This window comes from Pseudomonas sp. DVZ6 (assembly GCF_024259445.1).
Taxonomy (GTDB): domain Bacteria; phylum Pseudomonadota; class Gammaproteobacteria; order Pseudomonadales; family Pseudomonadaceae; genus Aquipseudomonas; species Aquipseudomonas peradeniyensis.
Genome location: NZ_JANCLM010000036.1, coordinates 18,758 through 37,451, shown reverse-complemented (window position 1 = coordinate 37,451; position 18,694 = coordinate 18,758). Strand labels below are relative to the sequence as shown.

15 protein-coding genes and 1 pseudogene are annotated in these 18,694 nt (G+C 64.5%); 7 read left to right on the top strand and 9 right to left on the bottom strand.

Features of this window, described 5'->3' with window-relative positions:
- Positions 1 to 85: 85 nt before the first annotated feature.
- The 4 genes from NMG10_RS19855 to trxA all read right to left on the bottom strand — a co-directional run bounded on the left by NMG10_RS19855 (position 86) and on the right by trxA (position 4,624).
- Positions 86 to 1,054, bottom strand: coding sequence for a CDP-6-deoxy-delta-3,4-glucoseen reductase (locus NMG10_RS19855; protein WP_203649512.1), 969 nt, complete (start codon positions 1,052 to 1,054; stop codon positions 86 to 88).
- Positions 1,054 to 2,520 (bottom strand): 4-hydroxy-3-polyprenylbenzoate decarboxylase, encoded by a 1,467-nt coding sequence (gene ubiD, locus NMG10_RS19850; RefSeq protein WP_186660587.1) that lies wholly within the window; start codon positions 2,518 to 2,520, stop codon positions 1,054 to 1,056. The genes NMG10_RS19855 and ubiD overlap by 1 nt, the downstream gene beginning before the upstream one ends.
- A gap of 205 nt (positions 2,521 to 2,725) precedes the next feature.
- Positions 2,726 to 3,985 (bottom strand): transcription termination factor Rho, encoded by a 1,260-nt coding sequence (gene rho / locus NMG10_RS19845; RefSeq protein WP_011536308.1) that lies wholly within the window; start codon positions 3,983 to 3,985, stop codon positions 2,726 to 2,728.
- A 309-nt stretch (positions 3,986 to 4,294) separates the two neighbouring features.
- On the bottom strand, positions 4,295 to 4,624 hold the full coding sequence (trxA, locus tag NMG10_RS19840) for a thioredoxin TrxA (protein WP_203649511.1): 330 nt from the start codon (positions 4,622 to 4,624) through the stop codon (positions 4,295 to 4,297).
- Positions 4,625 to 4,868: 244 nt separating this feature from the next.
- On the opposite strand from trxA, the gene ppx reads away from it, so the two are divergent.
- Positions 4,869 to 6,371 (top strand): exopolyphosphatase, encoded by a 1,503-nt coding sequence (gene ppx, locus NMG10_RS19835; protein ID WP_203652575.1) that lies wholly within the window; start codon positions 4,869 to 4,871, stop codon positions 6,369 to 6,371.
- Positions 6,372 to 6,496: 125 nt separating this feature from the next.
- Here ppx and ppk1 read toward each other — a convergent pair whose 3' ends face one another.
- Together ppk1 and hemB are read right to left on the bottom strand one after the other, a co-directional pair.
- Positions 6,497 to 8,743, bottom strand: coding sequence for a polyphosphate kinase 1 (ppk1, locus tag NMG10_RS19830; RefSeq protein ID WP_254464980.1), 2,247 nt, complete (start codon positions 8,741 to 8,743; stop codon positions 6,497 to 6,499).
- A gap of 19 nt (positions 8,744 to 8,762) precedes the next feature.
- Entirely contained in the window at positions 8,763 to 9,773 is a 1,011-nt protein-coding gene (gene hemB / locus NMG10_RS19825) for a porphobilinogen synthase (protein ID WP_198745209.1), read from the bottom strand.
- 207 nt (positions 9,774 to 9,980) lie between these two features.
- Between hemB and NMG10_RS19820 the strand changes: the two genes are divergently transcribed.
- Positions 9,981 to 10,625, top strand: a complete 645-nt coding sequence (locus NMG10_RS19820; protein ID WP_254464979.1) for a DedA family protein — start codon at positions 9,981 to 9,983, stop codon at positions 10,623 to 10,625.
- Between the two features lie 501 nt (positions 10,626 to 11,126).
- On the opposite strand, the pseudogene NMG10_RS19815 reads toward NMG10_RS19820, so the two are convergent.
- Positions 11,127 to 11,753: pseudogene (locus NMG10_RS19815) on the bottom strand (sterol desaturase family protein); the annotation flags it as partial.
- 113 nt (positions 11,754 to 11,866) lie between these two features.
- On the opposite strand from NMG10_RS19815, the gene elbB reads away from it, so the two are divergent.
- Entirely contained in the window at positions 11,867 to 12,535 is a 669-nt protein-coding gene (elbB, locus tag NMG10_RS19810; RefSeq protein ID WP_203649497.1) for an isoprenoid biosynthesis glyoxalase ElbB, read from the top strand.
- 116 nt (positions 12,536 to 12,651) lie between these two features.
- On the opposite strand, the gene NMG10_RS19805 is transcribed toward elbB, so the two are convergent.
- Both NMG10_RS19805 and NMG10_RS19800 read right to left on the bottom strand, forming a co-directional pair.
- Positions 12,652 to 13,104 carry a YaiI/YqxD family protein gene (locus tag NMG10_RS19805; protein WP_203649495.1) on the bottom strand — a complete coding sequence of 151 codons (453 nt, stop codon included), beginning with the start codon at positions 13,102 to 13,104 and terminating at the stop codon, positions 12,652 to 12,654.
- A gap of 147 nt (positions 13,105 to 13,251) precedes the next feature.
- Positions 13,252 to 15,195, bottom strand: a complete 1,944-nt coding sequence (locus NMG10_RS19800; RefSeq protein ID WP_232854969.1) for a cytochrome c/FTR1 family iron permease — start codon at positions 15,193 to 15,195, stop codon at positions 13,252 to 13,254.
- A gap of 289 nt (positions 15,196 to 15,484) precedes the next feature.
- On the opposite strand from NMG10_RS19800, the gene NMG10_RS19795 reads away from it, so the two are divergent.
- From NMG10_RS19795 to NMG10_RS19780, 4 genes are read left to right on the top strand one after another with little or no spacing between them, the layout of a single operon-like run.
- Positions 15,485 to 16,876: a COG3014 family protein gene (locus tag NMG10_RS19795; RefSeq protein ID WP_203649491.1), complete on the top strand. Its 1,392-nt coding sequence runs from the start codon at positions 15,485 to 15,487 to the stop codon at positions 16,874 to 16,876.
- A 14-nt stretch (positions 16,877 to 16,890) separates the two neighbouring features.
- On the top strand, positions 16,891 to 17,259 hold the full coding sequence (locus NMG10_RS19790) for a YcfL family protein (protein ID WP_186716015.1): 369 nt from the start codon (positions 16,891 to 16,893) through the stop codon (positions 17,257 to 17,259).
- 21 nt (positions 17,260 to 17,280) lie between these two features.
- The gene (gene lpoB / locus NMG10_RS19785) at positions 17,281 to 17,868 is read left to right on the top strand and encodes a penicillin-binding protein activator LpoB (protein ID WP_110735582.1); all 588 of its coding nucleotides are present in this window, start codon (positions 17,281 to 17,283) and stop codon (positions 17,866 to 17,868) included.
- Positions 17,869 to 17,871: 3 nt separating this feature from the next.
- The gene (locus tag NMG10_RS19780; protein ID WP_232854968.1) at positions 17,872 to 18,615 is read left to right on the top strand and encodes a penicillin-binding protein activator LpoB; all 744 of its coding nucleotides are present in this window, start codon (positions 17,872 to 17,874) and stop codon (positions 18,613 to 18,615) included.
- Positions 18,616 to 18,694 lie beyond the last annotated feature (79 nt).

The window sequence follows — 18,694 nt, the reverse complement described above, 5'->3', positions numbered from 1 at the left end:
GCACCGGTAATAATCCCCGCCCTATAATCAACAGGAAAATACTTGGTTATTAAACCCGGCACGCCCTTGCAGCGTGCGGGTTGTTTCAGCCGCGCGGCGCGTAGGCGAACACGTCGGCGCGCATGCGGTGGGCATCCATGCCGGCCTCGACCAACGCATCGAGGGTGGCATAGACCATGTTCGGCGAGCCGCTGGCATAGACATGCACCTGGTTCAGGTCGCCGATGTCCTCGCACACCGCCTCGTGCAGCAGCCCACAGCGCCCTTCCCAGCCGCACAGGTCGCTGACTACCTTGTGCAGGAACAGGTTGGGCAGGCGCTGCCACTCGTCCCAGTGCTCGATCTCGTAGAAATCTTCAGGCCGGCGCACGCCCCAGTACAGGTGCACCGGATGCTTGAAGCCCTGGGCGCGGCAGTGCTCGAGCAGGCTGTGCATCTGGCCCATGCCGGTGCCGGCGGCAATCAGTACCAGAGGGCCATCGGGCAGCTCCGCCAGGTGGGCGTCGCCGAACGGCAGTTCGATGCGTGCCAGTCCATTGCGCTGCAACTGCTGGATCAACTGCACCGCGCTGCTTTCCCGCGCCAGCACGTGCAGCTCGAGGTCGCGCCCACCATGGGGCGCCGAGGCGAGGGAGAAGGCCGCCTTGTCCATGCCCTCACGCTCGATCATCAGGTACTGCCCCGCGTGATAGCGCGGCGGCTTGCCGGCAGGCGCGCGCAGGCGCACGCGCCAGACGTCGCCACCGACCTCGACGCATTCGCTCACGGTACAGGCCAGCTTGCGCACCGGCAGCTCGCCCAGGGCCAGCACACCATCCCACAGCAACACGCAGTCCTCCAGCGGCTCGGCGATGCAGGTGAACAGTTCACCGTGATCGCGGACTTGGCCTTCCTGGCGAACACTGCCTTCCACCAGCAGCGCGGCACACACATGGCAGTTGCCGTTGCGGCAGCTGCTTGGGCAGTCGTAGCCCAGGCGCCGCGCCGCATCCAGAATCCTTTCACCCGGTTCGACCGCCAGTACCGCCCCGGAAGGCTGCAAGGTTACCTGCATCAATCTATTCCCAACTGGTCCCACAGCTCATCGATACGGCGGGTGACGGCCTCGTCCTTGACGATGACCCGGCCCCATTCGCGTGTAGTCTCGCCCGGCCACTTGTGGGTGGCGTCCAGGCCCATCTTCGACCCCAGGCCCGACACCGGCGACGCAAAGTCGAGGTAGTCGATCGGGGTGTTGTCGATCATCACCGTATCACGCTTGGGGTCCATGCGCGTGGTGATGGCCCAGATCACATCGTTCCAGTCGCGGGCGTTGATATCGTCGTCGGTGACGATAACGAACTTGGTGTACATGAACTGTCGCAGGAACGACCACACACCCAGCATGACGCGCTTGGCGTGGCCTGGATACTGCTTCTTCATGGTCACCACCGCCATGCGGTACGAGCAGCCTTCCGGCGGCAGGTAGAAGTCGGTGATCTCGGGGAACTGCTTCTGCAGGATCGGCACGAACACTTCGTTCAGCGCCACCCCGAGGATCGCCGGCTCATCCGGCGGTCGGCCGGTGTAGGTGCTGTGGTAGATCGGTTTCTGCCGGTGGGTGATGCGCTCGACGGTGAACACCGGGAAGCTGTCCACTTCGTTGTAGTAACCGGTGTGGTCGCCGTACGGGCCTTCCGGGGCCATTTCGCCCGGGTGGATCACACCTTCGAGGATGATCTCGGCTGTGGCCGGCACCTGCAGGTCGTTGCCACGGCATTTGACCAGTTCGGTACGGTTGCCGCGCAACAGGCCGGCAAAGGCGTATTCGGAAAGGGTATCGGGGACAGGGGTCACGGCGCCGAGGATGGTCGCAGGGTCTGCGCCCAGGGCCACGGCCACGGGGAACGGCTGGCCTGGGTGTTTCTCGCACCATTCGCGGTAGTCCAGCGCGCCGCCACGGTGGCTCAGCCAGCGCATGATCACCTTGTTGCGGCCGATCACCTGCTGGCGGTAGATACCCAGGTTCTGGCGGTCCTTGTTCGGCCCGCGGGTGACGGTCAGGCCCCAGGTGATCAGCGGCGCCACGTCGCCCGGCCAGCAGTGCTGGATGGGCAACTGGCCCAGGTCGACGTCGTCGCCTTCGACCACGATTTCCTGGCATACCGCGTCCTTGACCACCTTCGGCGCCATGGACACGACCTTCTTGAAGATCGGCAGTTTCGACCAGGCGTCCTTCAGCCCCTTCGGCGGCTCGGGCTCCTTGAGGAACGCCAGCAGCTTGCCGATCTCGCGCAGTTCCTCGGTCGATTCGGCGCCCATGCCCATGGCCACCCGCTCGGGGGTGCCGAACAGGTTGCCCAGCACCGGGATATCGAAGCCGGTGGGCTTTTCGAACAGCAACGCCGGGCCCTTGGCGCGCAGGGTGCGGTCGCAGACTTCGGTCATTTCCAGTACAGGGGAGATGGGAACCTGGATGCGCTTGAGTTCACCGCGCTGTTCCAGACCACGGATGAAGTCGCGCAGATCGCGATACTGCATGCAAGGGCCTCGTGTTGGGCGTATCGGTCGGGGTGCAGAGTGTAGCGCCGTTCACGCCTGGTTTGGGGGCAAAAATGAAAAGGGGCCGCTTCGCGGCCCATCGCGGCACAAGGCCGCTCCTACAGGGGGATGGATAATCCTGTAGGAGCGGCCTTGTGCCGCGATGGGCTGCGCAGCAGCCCCTATCAGTTCCGGCCTGAAACGCTTACTTGCGCTTCATCGACAGGAAGAACTCGTCGTTGGTCTTGGTCTGCTTGAGCTTGTCGACCAGGAACTCGATGGCGGCGATCTCGTCCATCGGGTGCAGCAGCTTGCGCAGGATCCACATGCGCTGCAGTTCGTCGTCGGCGGTCAGCAGCTCTTCGCGGCGGGTACCGGACTTGTTGATGTTGATGGCCGGGAACACACGCTTCTCGGCGATGCGACGGTCCAGGGGCAGCTCCATGTTGCCGGTACCCTTGAACTCTTCGTAGATCACTTCGTCCATCTTCGAGCCAGTCTCGACCAGCGCGGTGGCGATGATGGTCAGCGAACCGCCTTCCTCGATGTTACGTGCAGCACCGAAGAAGCGCTTCGGCTTCTCCAGGGCGTGGGCGTCGACACCACCGGTCAGGACCTTGCCGGAGCTCGGGATCACGGTGTTGTAGGCACGGGCCAGACGGGTGATCGAGTCGAGCAGGATGACCACGTCCTTCTTGTGCTCGACCAGGCGCTTGGCCTTCTCGATGACCATCTCGGCGACCTGCACGTGGCGGGTCGGCGGCTCGTCGAAGGTCGAGGCAACCACTTCGCCGCGCACGGTGCGCTGCATCTCGGTCACTTCTTCCGGGCGCTCGTCGATCAGCAGGACGATCAGGTGGCACTCGGGGTTGTTACGGGTGATGTTGGCCGCGATGTTCTGCAGCATGATGGTCTTGCCCGCTTTCGGCGGGGCGACGATCAGGCCGCGCTGGCCCTTGCCGATCGGGGCGCACAGGTCGATGACGCGACCGGTGAGGTCTTCGGTGGAACCGTTGCCGGCTTCCATCTTCAGGCGCTTGTTGGGGAACAGCGGCGTCAGGTTTTCGAAGAGAATCTTGTTCTTCGCGTTTTCCGGACGGTCGAAGTTGATGGTGTCGACCTTCAGCAGTGCGAAGTAACGCTCGCCTTCCTTCGGTGGACGGATCTTGCCGACGATGGTGTCGCCGGTGCGCAGGTTGAAACGACGGATCTGGCTGGGCGAGACATAGATGTCGTCAGGGCCGGCCAGGTAGGAGGCATCCGCCGAGCGCAGGAAACCGAAACCATCCTGGAGAATCTCCAGCACGCCGTCACCGGAGATCTCTTCGCCGCTTTTCGCATGCTTTTTCAGCAGGGCGAAAATCACGTCCTGTTTGCGCGAACGGGCCATGTTTTCGATGCCCATCTGTTCGGCCATTTCCAAAAGATCGGTAATCGGCTTTTGCTTGAGTTCTGTCAGGTTCATAAGGGGAGTGACGTAATCATGTAAGGAAGGGAGAAATTAAGCGTTGGCTTAATGAGGCCGCGCCGCTAGATGGCGACAGGATCGCGTACTGATTCGAATTAGGGATGCTTCGGCGACGGCGTGCAGAGGGCACTGGAGAAGCAGTGCGAGGCCGAATGTAACACTTGCTTTTTTCGACGTCTAGTGGTTTTGACCACCGTTTTCCGGGGCTATCCGTCTGGATGGGCGCGATAGCGGGGCTCGCCAGCCCTCAGGGAAAATGCCTACAACAGATAAAGAAAAGCCCCGCATTTGCGGGGCTTTGTCACATCACACGTTGGCGTCGAGGAACGCCTTGAGCTGCGACTTGGACAGCGCGCCGACCTTGGTGGCCTCGACGTTGCCGTTCTTGAACAGCATCAGCGTCGGGATGCCACGCACGCCGTGCTTGGCGGGGGTTTCGGCGTTTTCGTCGATGTTCAGCTTGGCGATGGTCACCTTGCCCTGGTATTCAGAGGCGATGTCGTCCAGCACCGGAGCGATCATCTTGCATGGGCCGCACCATTCAGCCCAGTAGTCGACCAGCACCGCGCCTTCAGCCTTGAGTACGTCGGCTTCGAAGCTGGCGTCGGTGACATGTTTGATAAGATCGCTGCTCATGGATATCTCCAGGTCGTAAGCATAAAAAAACGTTGCCCATCATAGCCGCACCCTGGCGCGACAGGAAGCCACAGCTGATTGAGTGTAACTATAGTTGTGCAAGACGCCACGAATCGAAACCGTCATGTCACGGTCATAACATTGCTATGACATTGCCATGCATCAAGCCTTGCCGTGCCGCTCGTTGGCGTATGCCCGCGATCGTGGCACGATTGCCGGGTTAACGACCGAGAACCTCCAGACCATGCCGCACACCACCGCGAAGAACCTGTCTCTGATCGCCGCCATCGACCTGGGCTCCAACAGCTTCCACATGGTCGTGGCCAAGGCCCATCACACGGAAATCCGCATCCTCGAAAGGCTTGGAGAAAAGGTTCAGCTCGCCGCCGGTATCGACGATGAGCGCAAGCTCAGCGAAGAAGCCATGGAGCGCGGCCTGGAATGCCTCAAGCGCTTCGCCCAGCTGATCAACGGCATGCCCCAGGGCTCGGTGCGCATCGTCGGCACCAACGCCCTGCGCGAAGCGCGCAACCGCAATGAATTCATCCTGCGCGCCGAAGCCATTCTCGGCCACCCGGTCGAGGTCATCTCCGGCCGTGAAGAGGCGCGCCTGATCTACCTGGGCGTGTCCCACACCCTGGCCGACACCCCCGGCAAGCGCCTGGTTGCCGACATCGGCGGCGGCAGCACCGAGTTCATCATCGGCCAGCGTTTCGAGCCGCTGCTGCGCGAAAGCCTGCAGATGGGCTGCGTGAGCTTCACCCAGCGCTACTTCCGTGACGGCAAGATCACCCCGGCGCGCTACGCCCAGGCCTACACTGCCGCGCGCCTGGAACTGATGAGCATCGAGAACGCCCTGCACCGCCTGACCTGGGACGAGGCCATCGGCTCGTCCGGGACCATCCGCGCCATCGCCGCGGCGATCAAGGCCATCGGCCAGGGCAGCGGCGAGGTCAACGCCGAGGGCCTGGCGGCGGTCAAGCGCAAGCTGTTCAAGCTCGGCGAGACCGACAAGATCGACTTCGAAGGGGTCAAGCCCGATCGGCGGACCATCTTCCCGGCGGGCCTGGCCATCCTCGAGGCGATCTTCGACGCCCTGGAGCTGCAGCGCATGGACCACTGCGACGGCGCCCTGCGCGAAGGCGTGCTGTTCGACCTGCTGGGCCGCCATCACCACGAGGACGTGCGCGAACGCACCCTGAACTCGCTGATGGAGCGCTACCACGTCGACCAGGGCCAGGCCGCGCGCGTGGAGCGCAAGGCACTGCACGCCTTCGACCAGGTGGCCGCAGCGTGGGACCTGGAGCACGGAAACTGGCGTGATCTGCTGGGTTGGGCGGCGAAAATCCATGAAATCGGACTGGATATTGCCCATTACCACTACCACAAGCACGGTGCCTACCTGATCGAGCACTCCGACCTGTCAGGGTTCTCCCGCGAGGACCAGCAGATGATGGCCCTGCTGGTGCGTGGCCACCGCCGCAACATTCCCAAGGACAAGTTTGCCGAGTTCGGCGACGAAGGCGTCAAGCTGATCCGCCTGTGCGTGCTGCTGCGCTTCGCCATCCTGTTCCACCATATCCGCGGCACCCAGCAGATGCCCAAGGTGGAGCTGCAGGCCGGCGACAACAGCCTGGAGGTGGTATTCCCGAGTGGCTGGCTGGAGCAGAACCAGCTGACCCAGGCTGACTTTGCCAACGAGGCGGAGTGGCTGGCGCGGGTCAATTTTGTTCTCAGCGTCCGGTAAACCGCGGGGCATGGCACCGGCTGCGCCGGTGTTCGCGGCACAAGGCCGCTCCTACAGGCGATAGTGGCCCCTGTAGGAGCGGCCTTGTGCCGCGAAAGGGCCGCAAAGCGGCCCCCATATCGGTACTACCGAACGTTCAGCACCGGATTGCTCAGCCGCTCCAGCAGCGTCGCCTGCACGCTGCGCGGATTCTGGTTGCCGGTCGGCGTGCTGCGCACGTAGCGCCCGTCCGGCTGCAGGGTCCAGGCCTGGGTGTTGTCGGTCAGGTAACCCTCCAGCTCCTTCTTCACCCGCAACAGCAGCTTCTTGCCCTCCACCGGGAAGCAGGTCTCGACGCGCTTGTCGAGGTTGCGCTCCATCCAGTCGGCGCTGGACAGGTAGATCTGCTCCTCGCCGCCATTGAGGAAGTAGAACACCCGGGTGTGCTCGAGGAAGCGGCCGATGATCGAGCGCACGTGGATGTTGTGCGACACCCCCGGGATGCCCGGACGCAGGCAGCACATGCCGCGCACCACCAGGTCGATGCGCACGCCCGACTGGCTGGCCTTGTACAGCGCCTTGATGATCTTCGCGTCGGTCAACGAGTTGAACTTGGCGATGATGTGCGCCGGCTCGCCTTCCAGGGCGAACTGGGTCTCCCGGGCGATCATGTCGAGCATGCCCTTCTTCAGGGTGAAGGGCGCGTGCAGCAGCTTCTTCATGCGCAGGGTCTTGCCCATGCCGATCAGCTGGCTGAACAGCTTGCCGACGTCCTCGGTGAGGGCGTCGTCGGAGGTCAGCAGGCTGTAGTCGGTGTACAGGCGGGCGTTACCGGCGTGGTAGTTGCCGGTGCCCAGGTGCGCATAACGGACAATCTCGCCCTGCTCGCGGCGCAGGATCAGCATCATCTTGGCGTGGGTCTTGAAGCCGACCACGCCGTAGATCACCACCGCACCAGCGGCCTGCAGGCGGCTGGCCATCTGCAGGTTGGACTCTTCGTCGAAACGCGCGCGCAGTTCGATCACCGCGGTGACCTCCTTGCCGTTACGCGCCGCGTCCACCAGGGCGTCGACGATCTCCGAGTTGGCGCCCGAGCGGTACAGGGTCTGGCGCACGGCGAGTACATGCGGGTCCTTGGCGGCCTGGCGCAGCAGGTCGATCACCGGGGTGAACGACTCGAACGGGTGCATCAGCAGCACGTCCTGCTTGCCGATCACGCTGAAGATGTTGTCGGCGTTCTGCAGCAGCTTGGGGATCGCCGGGGTGAACGGCGTGTACTGCAGCTCCGGGTGGCTGTCGAGGCCGGTGATGCTGAACAGGCGGGTCAGGTTGACCGGCCCGTTGACCTGGTACAGCTCGCTCTCGCTCAAGCTGAACTGCTTGAGCAGGTAGTCGGAGAGGTGTTTCGGGCAGGTGTCGGCCACCTCGAGGCGCACGGCATCGCCGTAGCGGCGCGAGAACAGCTCGCCGCGCAGGGCGCGGGCCAGGTCGTCGACTTCCTCGGAGTCCAGCGCCAGGTCGGCGTTGCGGGTCAGGCGGAACTGGTAGCAGCCCTTGACCTTCATGCCCTGGAACAGGTCGTCGGCGTGGGCGTGGATCATCGACGACAGGAACACATAATTGTCGCCCGGGCCGCCGACCTCTTCCGGCACACGGATGACCCGCGGCAGCAGGCGCGGTGCCGGGATGATCGCCAGACCCGAATCGCGGCCGAAGGCGTCGACACCCTCGAGCTCGACGATGAAGTTCAGGCTCTTGTTCACCAGCAGCGGGAACGGGTGGGTCGGGTCGAGGCCGATCGGGGTGATGATCGGCGCGATCTCGTCGCGGAAGTAACGGCGTACCCAGGTCTTGAGCTTGGGCGTCCAGTAGCGCCGGCGGATGAAGCGAATGGCGTGCTTCTCCAGCTCCGGCAGCAGCACGTCGTTGAGGATCGCATATTGGCGGTCCACCTCGATATGCACCAGCTCGCTGATGCGCGCCAGCGCCTGGTGCGGCTGCAGGCCGTCGGCGCCGGCCTGTTCGCGGGCGAAGTTGATCTGCTTCTTCAGGCCCGCCACGCGGATCTCGAAGAACTCGTCGAGGTTGCTGGAGAAGATCAGCAGGAACTTCAGGCGCTCGAGCAGCGGATACGACTCATCCAGCGCCTGCTCCAGCACGCGGATGTTGAACTGCAGCTGCGAGAGCTCGCGATGAATGTACAGGCTGCTGTCGTCCAGGCTCGGCACGGCGATCGCCGGAGCCGGAGCCGGCGCAGGCGCGGGTGCCGGGGCGGCTTCGGCGAGCGCTTCCGGTTCCACTACCGCTGGCAGGTCGGGCGGGGTCTGCACCATCTCTTCGGGCACGGCCTGGGCATCCTTGATCTCGACAGGGGTTAGCACTTCGTTATTCATCTGACGTTCCTGGAGGGCGTTACTGCCCTCTCATCAATTGAGCGGCACGCACGGCGAAATAGGTCAGGATGCCATCAGCGCCTGCCCGTTTGAAAGCGGTGAGGGATTCGAGGATCACGGCCTCGCTGAGCCAGCCGTTCTGGATCGCGGCCATGTGCATGGCGTACTCGCCGCTGACCTGGTAGGCGAAGGTCGGCACCTTGAACTCGGCTTTCACTCGGTGAACGATGTCCAGGTACGGCATGCCCGGCTTGACCATGACCATGTCGGCGCCTTCGGCGAGGTCGGTGGCCACTTCGTGCAGGGCCTCGTCGCTGTTGGCCGGGTCCATCTGGTAGGAGGCCTTGTTGGCCTTGCCCAGGTTCAGCGCCGAGCCGACCGCGTCGCGGAACGGGCCGTAGTAGGCACTGGCGTACTTGGCCGAGTAGGCCATGATGCGCACGTTGACGTAGCCGGTCTCTTCCAGGGCCTGGCGGATCGCGCCAAGGCGACCGTCCATCATGTCCGACGGGGCCACCACCTGGGCACCGGCCTCGGCGTGGGACAGCGCCTGACGCACCAGGGCCTCGACGGTGATGTCGTTCTGCACGTAGCCCTCTTCATCGAGGATGCCGTCCTGACCATGGGTGGTGAACGGGTCCAGAGCGACGTCGGTGATCACCCCCAGCTCCGGGAAGCGGGCACGCAGGGCGCGGGTGGCGCGCTGGGCGATGCCGTCCGGGTTCCAGGCTTCGGCGCCGTCGAGGGACTTTTTCTCGGTCGGGGTCACCGGGAACAGCGCCAGCGCTGGAATACCCAGCTCCACCCAGCCCTGTGCGGCTTCCAGCAGCAGGTCGATCGACAGGCGCTCTACGCCCGGCATGGACGGTACTTCTTCGCGACGGCCCTCGCCGTCCAGCACGAATACCGGAAGAATCAGGTCATCGACGGTCAGGGTGTTTTCGCGAACCAGACGACGGGAAAATTCATCCCGGCGGTTGCGACGCAGGCGGGTGGCAGGAAACAGACGGTTGGCGGGGGTAAAGCTCACGGCAGACTCCTGAGCCCGCGCGGGCGGGCAGCGCGACAGTTATAAGCGGCCATTATGACGCCTGTGTTACATCCTTAGGCAACCCTGCGACTTGTGGCCGCAGCCATTGTCGTTGCAGGGAATCTTCACGTCGAGACACATTTGGACACTTTCCCCAGCGCGCCTGAAGGGGTAGGCTGCGCGTTCATTTCGCCAGCACGCCAGAAAATGCTTCAACAATTCCTGAACGATTTCGGCTACTTTGCCCTTTTTCTCGGCACGTTCTTCGAGGGCGAGACCATCCTGGTGCTCGCGGGCTTTCTTGCGTTCCGCGAATACATGGACATCAAGCTGGTGGTCCTGGTGGCCTTCTGCGGCAGTTACGCCGGCGACCAGCTGTGGTACTTCATGGGCCGCCGCCACGGGCGCAAGATCCTTGCCCGCAAGCCGCGCTGGCAGGCCATGGGTGACCGGGCGCTGGAGCACATCCGCCGCCATCCGGATATCTGGGTACTGAGTTTCCGTTTCGTCTACGGCCTGCGTACGGTGATGCCGGTGGCTATCGGCTTGTCCGGCTACCCACCGCGCCGCTACCTGCTGCTCAACGGCATCGGCGCCGCGGTGTGGGCCCTGGCCCTGGGCCTGGCGGCCTACCACTTCGGCGCCATTCTCGAAGGCATGCTCGGCAGCATCAAGAAGTACGAGCTATGGGTGCTCGGCGGCCTGCTGGTGCTGGGCCTGGCGCTCTGGCTGCGCCGACGTTTTCGCAACCTCCGCGCCGAGCGCCGCGCGGCGGCAGAAGGCCAGGCCACCGACGCTGAGCAGGCTGTAGCCCAGAAGCAGCAACCAGAACACGGGCGTGACCAACACTAAGCCGAGCGCGCCGGCCAGATACAGCGCCGGCGCATTCGACAGCAGCCGTGCCAGTTCCATGCGCCCTGCCCAGGGCCGGTCCTCCAACGCCGCCCCCAGCACGAACAGCCCGAACGCCATCACCGTCCAGCCCAATACCAGGGCTGCAGGCGCCACCTGCTCCGCCACCTCCATCAGATAGCTGCCCAGCGCCACATAGACCGCGAACTGCACGGTGACGTACACCTGCCGCGCGCCGCCCAGGGGAATCGCGAACTTGCGAAACGCCGCCAGGTCCTGCTTGGGCTGTGGATAAGCGGCGGCCACATCCGCCGGGCGCCAGCCGGTGGGCATGAACCAGATGCGCAGCTTGTCCCACCAGCTGCCGGCGCGACGGGCGTCATGCCAGAGCTGGGCGTAGAACTGCACGTTGGCCCACAGCGGGTTCCAGCTGGCCAGCGGCGTGGTCACGCCGAAGATCACCGGCTCGCGCTCGTCCTCCTCCTGGAAGGTGCCGAACAGTCGGTCCCAGATTATGAACACGCCGCCGTAGTTGCGATCCAAGTACAGAGGATTCTGCGCATGGTGGACGCGATGGTTGGACGGCGTGATGAAGATCCACTCCAGCCAGCCCAGCTTGGGCACATGGCGGGTGTGCACCCAGAACTGGTACAGCAGGTTCAGCGACGCCACGGTGATGAATACCAGCGGCGGCACGCCCAGCAGCGCCAGCGGCAGGTAGAAGATCCAGGAGAACAGGAAGCCGCTGCTGGTCTGACGCAGGGCGGTGGTGAGGTTGTATTCCTCGCTCTGGTGGTGCACCGAGTGCGCGGCCCACAGCACATTGCGCTCGTGGCCCAGGCGGTGCAGCCAGTAGTAGCAGAGGTCGTAGAGCACGAAGGCGACCACCCACACCCACCAGGCATCGGCGGGCAGGCGCAGCCAGGCCAGGTGCTCCCAGGCCACGGCATAGGTGACCAGCCCCACCCCTTTGGTCAGAAGCCCCGTGCTGGTGGACAGCGCGCCGGTGCTCAGGCTGTTGATCGAGTCGGCGAGCTGGTAGTTGCGCCGCACGCGCACGCGATCGGCGATCAGCTCCACCGCGATCAGCACGAAGAAGAACGGCACGGCCAGCAGAATCAGGTCCATGAACGGCCACCTCCAAGGTTGTCCACGAAGATTAGGCCCGCCGAAGGGCAAATCCCATGGCTACATCTGCCAAACTAGAGGACATTTAGCGCCTCGACACTGGAGTATTGAGCATGACGAAAAAAGTTGCGGTGATTCTGTCCGGTTGCGGCGTGTACGACGGCGCCGAGATCCACGAGAGCGTGATCACCCTGCTGCGCCTGGACCAGCGTGGCGCCCAGGTGCAGTGCTTCGCGCCGAACATCGCGCAGATGCATGTGATCGACCACCTGACCGGGGAAGAGATGCCCGAGTCGCGCAACGTGTTGGTGGAGTCGGCGCGTATCGCCCGTGGCGAGGTGAAGGACATTCGCGAGGCCAATGCCTCGGATTTCGACGCACTGATCGTGCCCGGTGGCTTCGGTGCGGCCAAGAACCTCTCCAACTTTGCCGTCGAAGGCGACAAGTGCAGCGTGCAGCCGGACGTGCTGGCCCTGGCCGAAGCCTTCGCCGAGGCGGGCAAGCCGGTTGGCCTGATCTGCATCTCGCCGGCCCTTGCGGCGAAGATCTACGGCCCAGGCGTGGTCTGCACCATCGGCAACGACGCCGGCACCAGCGCGGCGGTGGTGAAGATGGGCGGCACCCATGAGGAATGCGATGTGCACGATATCGTCGAGGATACCCAGCGCAAGCTGGTGACTACCCCGGCGTACATGCTGGCCAAGTCGATCAGCGAAGCGGCGGGCGGCATCTACAAGCTGGTGGATCGGGTGCTGGAACTGACCCACGAGAACGATAAGTAAGGTACTGGGGGCGCTACGCACCCCTTTCGCGGCGCAAGGCCGCTCCTACAGGCGGATCGCGTTTCCTTGTAGGAGCGGCCTTGTGCCGCGATGGCCGGCGCAGCAGGCCCGGGCAACTAAAGCTTCGACAATCGGGTGATAACCCGGTCCAGCGCATTGGCGAACGCCTGCTTCTCGCGTTCACCATAGGGCGCCTGGCCACCGCCGACCTGGCCCTGCTCACGCAGTTCGGTGAACAGGTTGCGTACCGCCAGGCGCTCGCCCATGTTGCGCTCGTCGAACTCGCGACCGCGCGGATCCAGCGCCGCCACGCCCTTCTTGATCAGCCGGTCGGCCAGCGGCACGTCGCTGCAGATCACCAGTTCGCCGGGCTCGGCGTTCTCCACCAGGTAGTCATCGGCAGCATCCATGCCGCTGGGCACCACGATCAGCCGCACGCAGGCGAAGGCCGGCTTGATCTGCGGCTGGCCGGCCACCATCACCACTTCGAGCTTGCGCTTGAGGGCGAACTTGACGATCAGGTCCTTGGCCGCCTTGGGGCAGGCGTCGGCATCGATCCATACACGCATTGGTTGTTTCCTGGGTTTGGCGGATAGCCATTGTCGCAGGTTCGGCCCTTTCGCGGGTAAACCCGCTCCCACAGGGAACTCACCACTGCTGAAGACAGCGCAGCACCTGTGGGAGGGGGATTACCCGCGAAGAAACCACCACTGATCTCAGCTGGCCGCCGCCCGGCGCTTCTCGGCCAACCGGCTGCGCCCGTAGAGGAACACGATGGCCAACAACGCCACCGCCTGCGCGCCCAGCGAATAAGCGTCGGCGTGGATTCCCAGCCAGTCGAACTCGAAGAACGCCACCGGCCGCGTACCCAGCACGCCGGCCTCCTGCAGCGCCTTGACGCCATGCCCGGCGAACACCACCGACAGCGCGCACAGCAAAGCGGCGTTGATGCTGAAGAACAACGACAGCGGCAGCTTGGCCGAGCCGCGCAGGATCACCCAGGCCAGGCCCACCAGCAGCACCAGCGCCGTGGCGCCGCCCGCCAGCACCGCCTGATGGCCAGCCGGACCGGCCTGCAGCCACAGGGTCTCGTAGAATAGGATCACCTCGAACAGCTCGCGGTACACCGAGAAGAACGCCAGCACGGCAAAACCGAAACGCCCGCCGCCACTGACCAGGCTGCTCTTGATGTAGTCCTGCCAGGCGGCGGCGTGGCGGCGATCGTGCATCCACACGCCAAGCCACAGCACCATCACCGCTGCGAACAGCGCCGTGCAGCCTTCGAGCAGCTCGCGCTGCGCACCGCCGACGTCGATCACATAGGCCGCCAGGGCCCAGGTGGCGAAACCGGCGACCAGCGCCAGGCCCCAGCCGATATTGACGCTGCGCACCGCCGACTGCTGGCCGGTGTTGCGCAGGAAGGCCAGGATCGCCGCCAGCACCAGGATCGCCTCCAGGCCCTCGCGCAGCAGGATCAGCAGGCCGGAAATGTAGCTCAGCGACCAGCTCAGGCCATCGCTGCCCAGTAGCTTGGACGCCTGCTCCAGCTTGGCCTTGGCCTCGGCCAGGCGCTGTTCGGCCTGGGCCACCGGCAAGCCGTCCTGCAACGACTGACGGTAGGCCATCAGCGACTTTTCCGTGTCCTTGCGGGCCTGGGCGTCGATGTTGTCGAGGGAGCTTTCCACCAGTTCGAAGCCTTCCAGGTAGGCCGCCACCGACAGGTCGTAGGCCTGGTCATGGTCGCCGGCGCGGTAGGCCGCCAGACTCTTGTCCAGGGTGCTGGAGGTGTATTCGAGCAGCTGTGCCGGGCCACGCTTGACCTGCGGCGGCTGCGCCCGCTGGGCGCGGAACGCGGCCACGGCATCCGCGCCTTCGCTGGCGGCGACTTCGGCCGGGGTCTGCCGGGCCAGGTCGGCGATGTTCCAGGTCTTGCCGCCCTTGGCCGCCTGCGGATCGGCGGTGAAACTGGCGATATAGGCCGCCACGTCCCAGCGCTGGCGCTCGTCGAGCTGGTCGGCGAACGACGGCATCTCGGTGCCTTCGATGCCCAGCCCGAGGGTGTTGTACAGGTCGAACAGGCTCAGCTGGTCGAGGCGCCCGGCATCGCGCAGGTTGGCTGGCGCAGGCTCCAGGCCGACCCCGGCCGGGCCGTCGCCGAGGCCCGTGTCACCATGACAGATCGAGCAGTTCTGCGCATACAGCGAAGCGCCGCGAGCAGGATCGGGGGTGATCACCGGGGCCTGGCTGACCTCGTAGGCCACTGCCAGGCGCGCACCCAGTTGCCGGGCCTGGCGGGCGACGGCGGCACCGTCCTGACGCTGGTCGATGGCCTGACGCAGGCTCTGCACGCCCTGTTCCAGGGCGCCGCGCTCGGCATGCTCGGGCAGCCCCTTGACCAGCTCGGCCAGCACGCCACTGAACTCCTGCTGCTCGCGGTATTCCCCGTCGTCCACCACCTTGCCGTCGCGCACGGTTGGCGGGTAGTCGGCACCGATGTAGTCCAGCAGGTGCAGCGCCTTGGTCGCCTCGGCAGGCGCTTCGGCCAGCGTCGGGAGGCTGCACAGCGCCAGCACCGGGCCAAGCAACAGGGCAGGCAGCCAGGCAGGCAGACGGAAACGAGAAATCATGGCCAATCTCGACGGAAATACGAAAGAGAACATTGTTCACTTCCACTCTCCCCCGCTCAAGGCTCAGGGGCAGATTTCATGAAAAATCTTGAGACAAATTGACGGAACACCCGCTGGGAACGGTTTTTTCCGACTGATGGCATCAACCTAAAAATGCGAAGCAATTCGCCATCACCCCGCTACTACTTTGGGTATAATCCCGCGCCGCCGTAATAGCCATTAGCAATCAAGGCGCCTCCATCGAGAGGTTCTGGCGATAAAACAGAGGGATCTGCCGCCCCCGCCCACGCGGCCAACCGTTTCAGGGAAAGAAGAAAGTCCGATGGTATCCCGCGCCCTCACCCTGGCGACCCTGGTCGCCGCCGTGCAGCTCACCGGCTGCTCGGTGTTCCGCAGCTACGACAGCGAACTGCAGGAGACCAACAAGCAGTTGGCCGCCGGCAACGTCGACGCCGCCCTCGCCCTGCTCGAGAGCAATAACAAGGGCGAGCAGAAAGACCTGCTCTACTACTTCGAAAAAGGCGAGCTGCTGCGCTCCAAGGGTGACCTCAAGGGCAGCCAGGACGCCTGGCGCTCGGCCGACAGCGTGGTGTTCCAGTGGGAAGAGTCGGTCAAGCTCGACACCGACAAGTACCTGAGCCAGTTCGGCAGCTACCTGGTCAACGACAAGGTCCGTCGCTACGAAGGCTATGACTACGAAAAAGTCATGCTGACCACGCAGATGGCCCTGAACCTGCTGGCACAGAACGATTTCGACGGTGCCCGCACCGAGATCAAGAAGACCCACGAGCGCGAGGCGATCATCGCCGAGCTGCGCGACAAGGAATATCTCAAGCGCGAGGAGCAGGCCGAGAAGGAAGGCATCAAGACCGAGTACAAGGACCTGCAGGGTTACCCGGTCGCCAGCCTCGACGCCCCTGAGGTGGTCGGCCTGAAGAACAGCTACCAGAGCGCCTTCAGCCATTACCTGTCCGGCTATGTCTACGAGGCCCTCGGTGAGAAAGGCCTGGCCGCGCCGGGTTATCGCAAGGCCGCCGAACTGCGCCCGAACACGCCGCTGCTCGACCAGGCACTGCTCGAACTGGACAAGAACAGCGCCAAGGCCGGCGAAAGCGACGTGCTGATCGTGGTGCAGACCGGCCTGGCCCCGGCCCGTGACTCGATCCGCATCCCACTGCCGCTGCCGATCCAGGACAACCTGGTGATCACCCCGCTGTCGTTCCCGATCATCAAGGAAGACACTTCGACCGCGCACGTGGGCGAGATCCAGCTCAACGACAAGGCCCTGGCCCTGACCGCGCTCAACAGCACCACGGCCATGTCGCGCCGCGCCCTGCGCGACGACATGCCGGGCATCATCCTGCGCACCAGCGTACGCGCCATCAGCCGCGGCGTGGCGCAGAAAAACCTGAACAAGGCCAACCCGATGGCCGGGCTGGTGGTGGGCATCGCCTCCACCGTGCTGGAAGGCGCCGATACCCGCACCTGGCGCACCCTGCCCGACGAAACCCAGGTGGCCCGGGTACGCCTCAAGCAAGGCGAACACCACCTGAGCCTGCCATCGAGCCTCGGTGGCACCCAGGTCACCGTGAAGGTCGATCGTCCCTACCAGGTGATCAGCCTGCGCGTGGTCGGCAACCGCGTATTCGCTGGCGGCCCGGCCGTCATCGTCGCCCCGCAGGCCGCAGCCACCGCTGTCGCCAGCCTCAAGTAACCCAAGGATCGAACATGCGCAGAACATGCCTCGCCCTGGCCGCCGTCGCCCTCCTGGCCGGCTGCGCCACCCCGCCCCCTGCCCCCGGCAGCGCCGCCAGCAAGGTGGTGACCATGGGCCAGCTGGATGACATCGAAGTCGGCCAGATGCGCGTCGCCCGCGAAAACGGCTACCTCACCGTCAACGTGGCGCTGACCAACACCAGCCGCAGCAATCGCACGCTCTACTACCGCTTCGCCTGGCTGGGCAACGACGGCTTCCCGGTGGCCGACGAAGAGAGCTGGAAGGCCCTGCCGCTGTACGGCAAGCAGGCCAAGTTCCTCCCCGCCATCGCCCCGACCCCTGCTGCCCGCGACTTCCGCCTCGAAGTCCACACCCGGTAATCCCATTCAGGAGCCCGTTCCATGTTTGCACGCCTTTCCCTCGCCGCCATCGCCATCGCCCTGGTCAGCGGCTGCAGCACCCCGTCGCCGGTTCTCGGCGGCAAGAACATCAGCTACGGCGACAGCAAGGCCGTCGAGCTGGTGACCAACGAGTTCGGTTCCACCGACCTGCAGATGATCGCCGAGAGCATGACCCGCTCCCTGGCCCAGTCCGGCGTGCTGCACGGCCGCCCGGTGGTGCAGGTGTACGACGTGAAGAACAAGACCAGCGAGTACATCGATACCCGCGAGATCACCACCTCGATCAAGACCCAACTGATGAAGTCCGGCGCCGCCCGCTTCGCCAGCGACAACACCGAGATGCAGAGCCAGGTCGACCAGCTCAAGCTGCAGAACCAGAGCGGCCTGTACAAGAAGAAGACCGTGGCCAAGACCGGCAACATGATCGCCGCCAAGTACCGCCTGGAAGGTTCGATCAGCTCGATCGTCAAGCGCAGCAGCGACTACAAGGACGTGTTCTACAAGTTCAGCCTGCAGCTGATCGACGTGGAAAGCGGCCTGGCCGAGTGGATGGACGAAAAAGAAATCCGCAAGACCACGGAGCGCTGATCGATGCGTGCATGGATGGCAATCATCGGCCTGGCCTGCGCCTTCGGTGCGCAGGCGGCCCCCAAGGTGGCGGTGACCGACCTGGCCTACCAGGCGCAGGTGGAGGAGTACATCCACACCATCAACGCCCAGAGCAGCGGCCAGGCCGGCATGTACCACGCCAGCGGCCAGTCGAGCTACAGCGAGTACGAGAGCCTCAACAGCTACATCGAGCAGACCGAACTGCGCAAGTTCGGTGGCGACATCAAGGGTGAGATCCTCAAGACCGGCATGTTCCAGCTGGTCCAGGGCCGCCCTTATACCGCCGACTCGAAGGAAGACGTCTACGACGTGATCCGCCGCATCAAGAACGGCGCGTTCAAGGGTGCCGACTACGTGCTGTTCGGCACCCTGTCGGACATCGACTTCCAGCAGGACATCAACTCGCTGGACCACACCGACAGCTACTCGGCGGTGCTGGGCCTGACCGTGGTCGCCGACTTCAGCCTGATCAACACCCGCACCTACGAGATCACCTCGGCGTTCACCGCCATGGGTGAGGGGCAGGACACCAAGTTGGTGAAGGGCCAGGACCGCCGCGTGACGCTGAACCGTCCGCGGGTGGTGCGGGATGTGTCGAAGGCGCTGGGCGAGGATGTGGCGCAGCAGCTGGCCGAGCAGTTGGGCGGTTCCGTGCCCGGGCAGCCGAAGCAGCCACGCGGCCGGGACAACCTGCCGCCGGATGAGCCGGCGCAGGTGCTGAACTAAGCCAGACGCAATCCCTGTAGGAGCGGCCTTGTGCCGCGAAAGGGCTGCAGAGCAGCCCCAGCGATTCATGCATTACTGC

Coding starts and splice junctions, on each gene's coding strand:
- lpoB (WP_110735582.1), top strand. CDS start 17,281: ATGTTTGCACGCCTTTCCCTCGCCGCCATCGCCATCGCCCTGGTCAGC.
- ubiD (WP_186660587.1), bottom strand. CDS start 2,520: ATGCAGTATCGCGATCTGCGCGACTTCATCCGTGGTCTGGAACAGCGC.
- NMG10_RS19805 (WP_203649495.1), bottom strand. CDS start 13,104: ATGCGTGTATGGATCGATGCCGACGCCTGCCCCAAGGCGGCCAAGGAC.
- NMG10_RS19820 (WP_254464979.1), top strand. CDS start 9,981: ATGCTTCAACAATTCCTGAACGATTTCGGCTACTTTGCCCTTTTTCTC.
- NMG10_RS19780 (WP_232854968.1), top strand. CDS start 17,872: ATGCGTGCATGGATGGCAATCATCGGCCTGGCCTGCGCCTTCGGTGCG.
- rho (WP_011536308.1), bottom strand. CDS start 3,985: ATGAACCTGACAGAACTCAAGCAAAAGCCGATTACCGATCTTTTGGAA.
- NMG10_RS19795 (WP_203649491.1), top strand. CDS start 15,485: ATGGTATCCCGCGCCCTCACCCTGGCGACCCTGGTCGCCGCCGTGCAG.
- trxA (WP_203649511.1), bottom strand. CDS start 4,624: ATGAGCAGCGATCTTATCAAACATGTCACCGACGCCAGCTTCGAAGCC.
- elbB (WP_203649497.1), top strand. CDS start 11,867: ATGACGAAAAAAGTTGCGGTGATTCTGTCCGGTTGCGGCGTGTACGAC.
- ppx (WP_203652575.1), top strand. CDS start 4,869: ATGCCGCACACCACCGCGAAGAACCTGTCTCTGATCGCCGCCATCGAC.
- NMG10_RS19855 (WP_203649512.1), bottom strand. CDS start 1,054: ATGCAGGTAACCTTGCAGCCTTCCGGGGCGGTACTGGCGGTCGAACCG.
- ppk1 (WP_254464980.1), bottom strand. CDS start 8,743: ATGAATAACGAAGTGCTAACCCCTGTCGAGATCAAGGATGCCCAGGCC.
- NMG10_RS19800 (WP_232854969.1), bottom strand. CDS start 15,195: ATGTTCTCTTTCGTATTTCCGTCGAGATTGGCCATGATTTCTCGTTTC.
- NMG10_RS19790 (WP_186716015.1), top strand. CDS start 16,891: ATGCGCAGAACATGCCTCGCCCTGGCCGCCGTCGCCCTCCTGGCCGGC.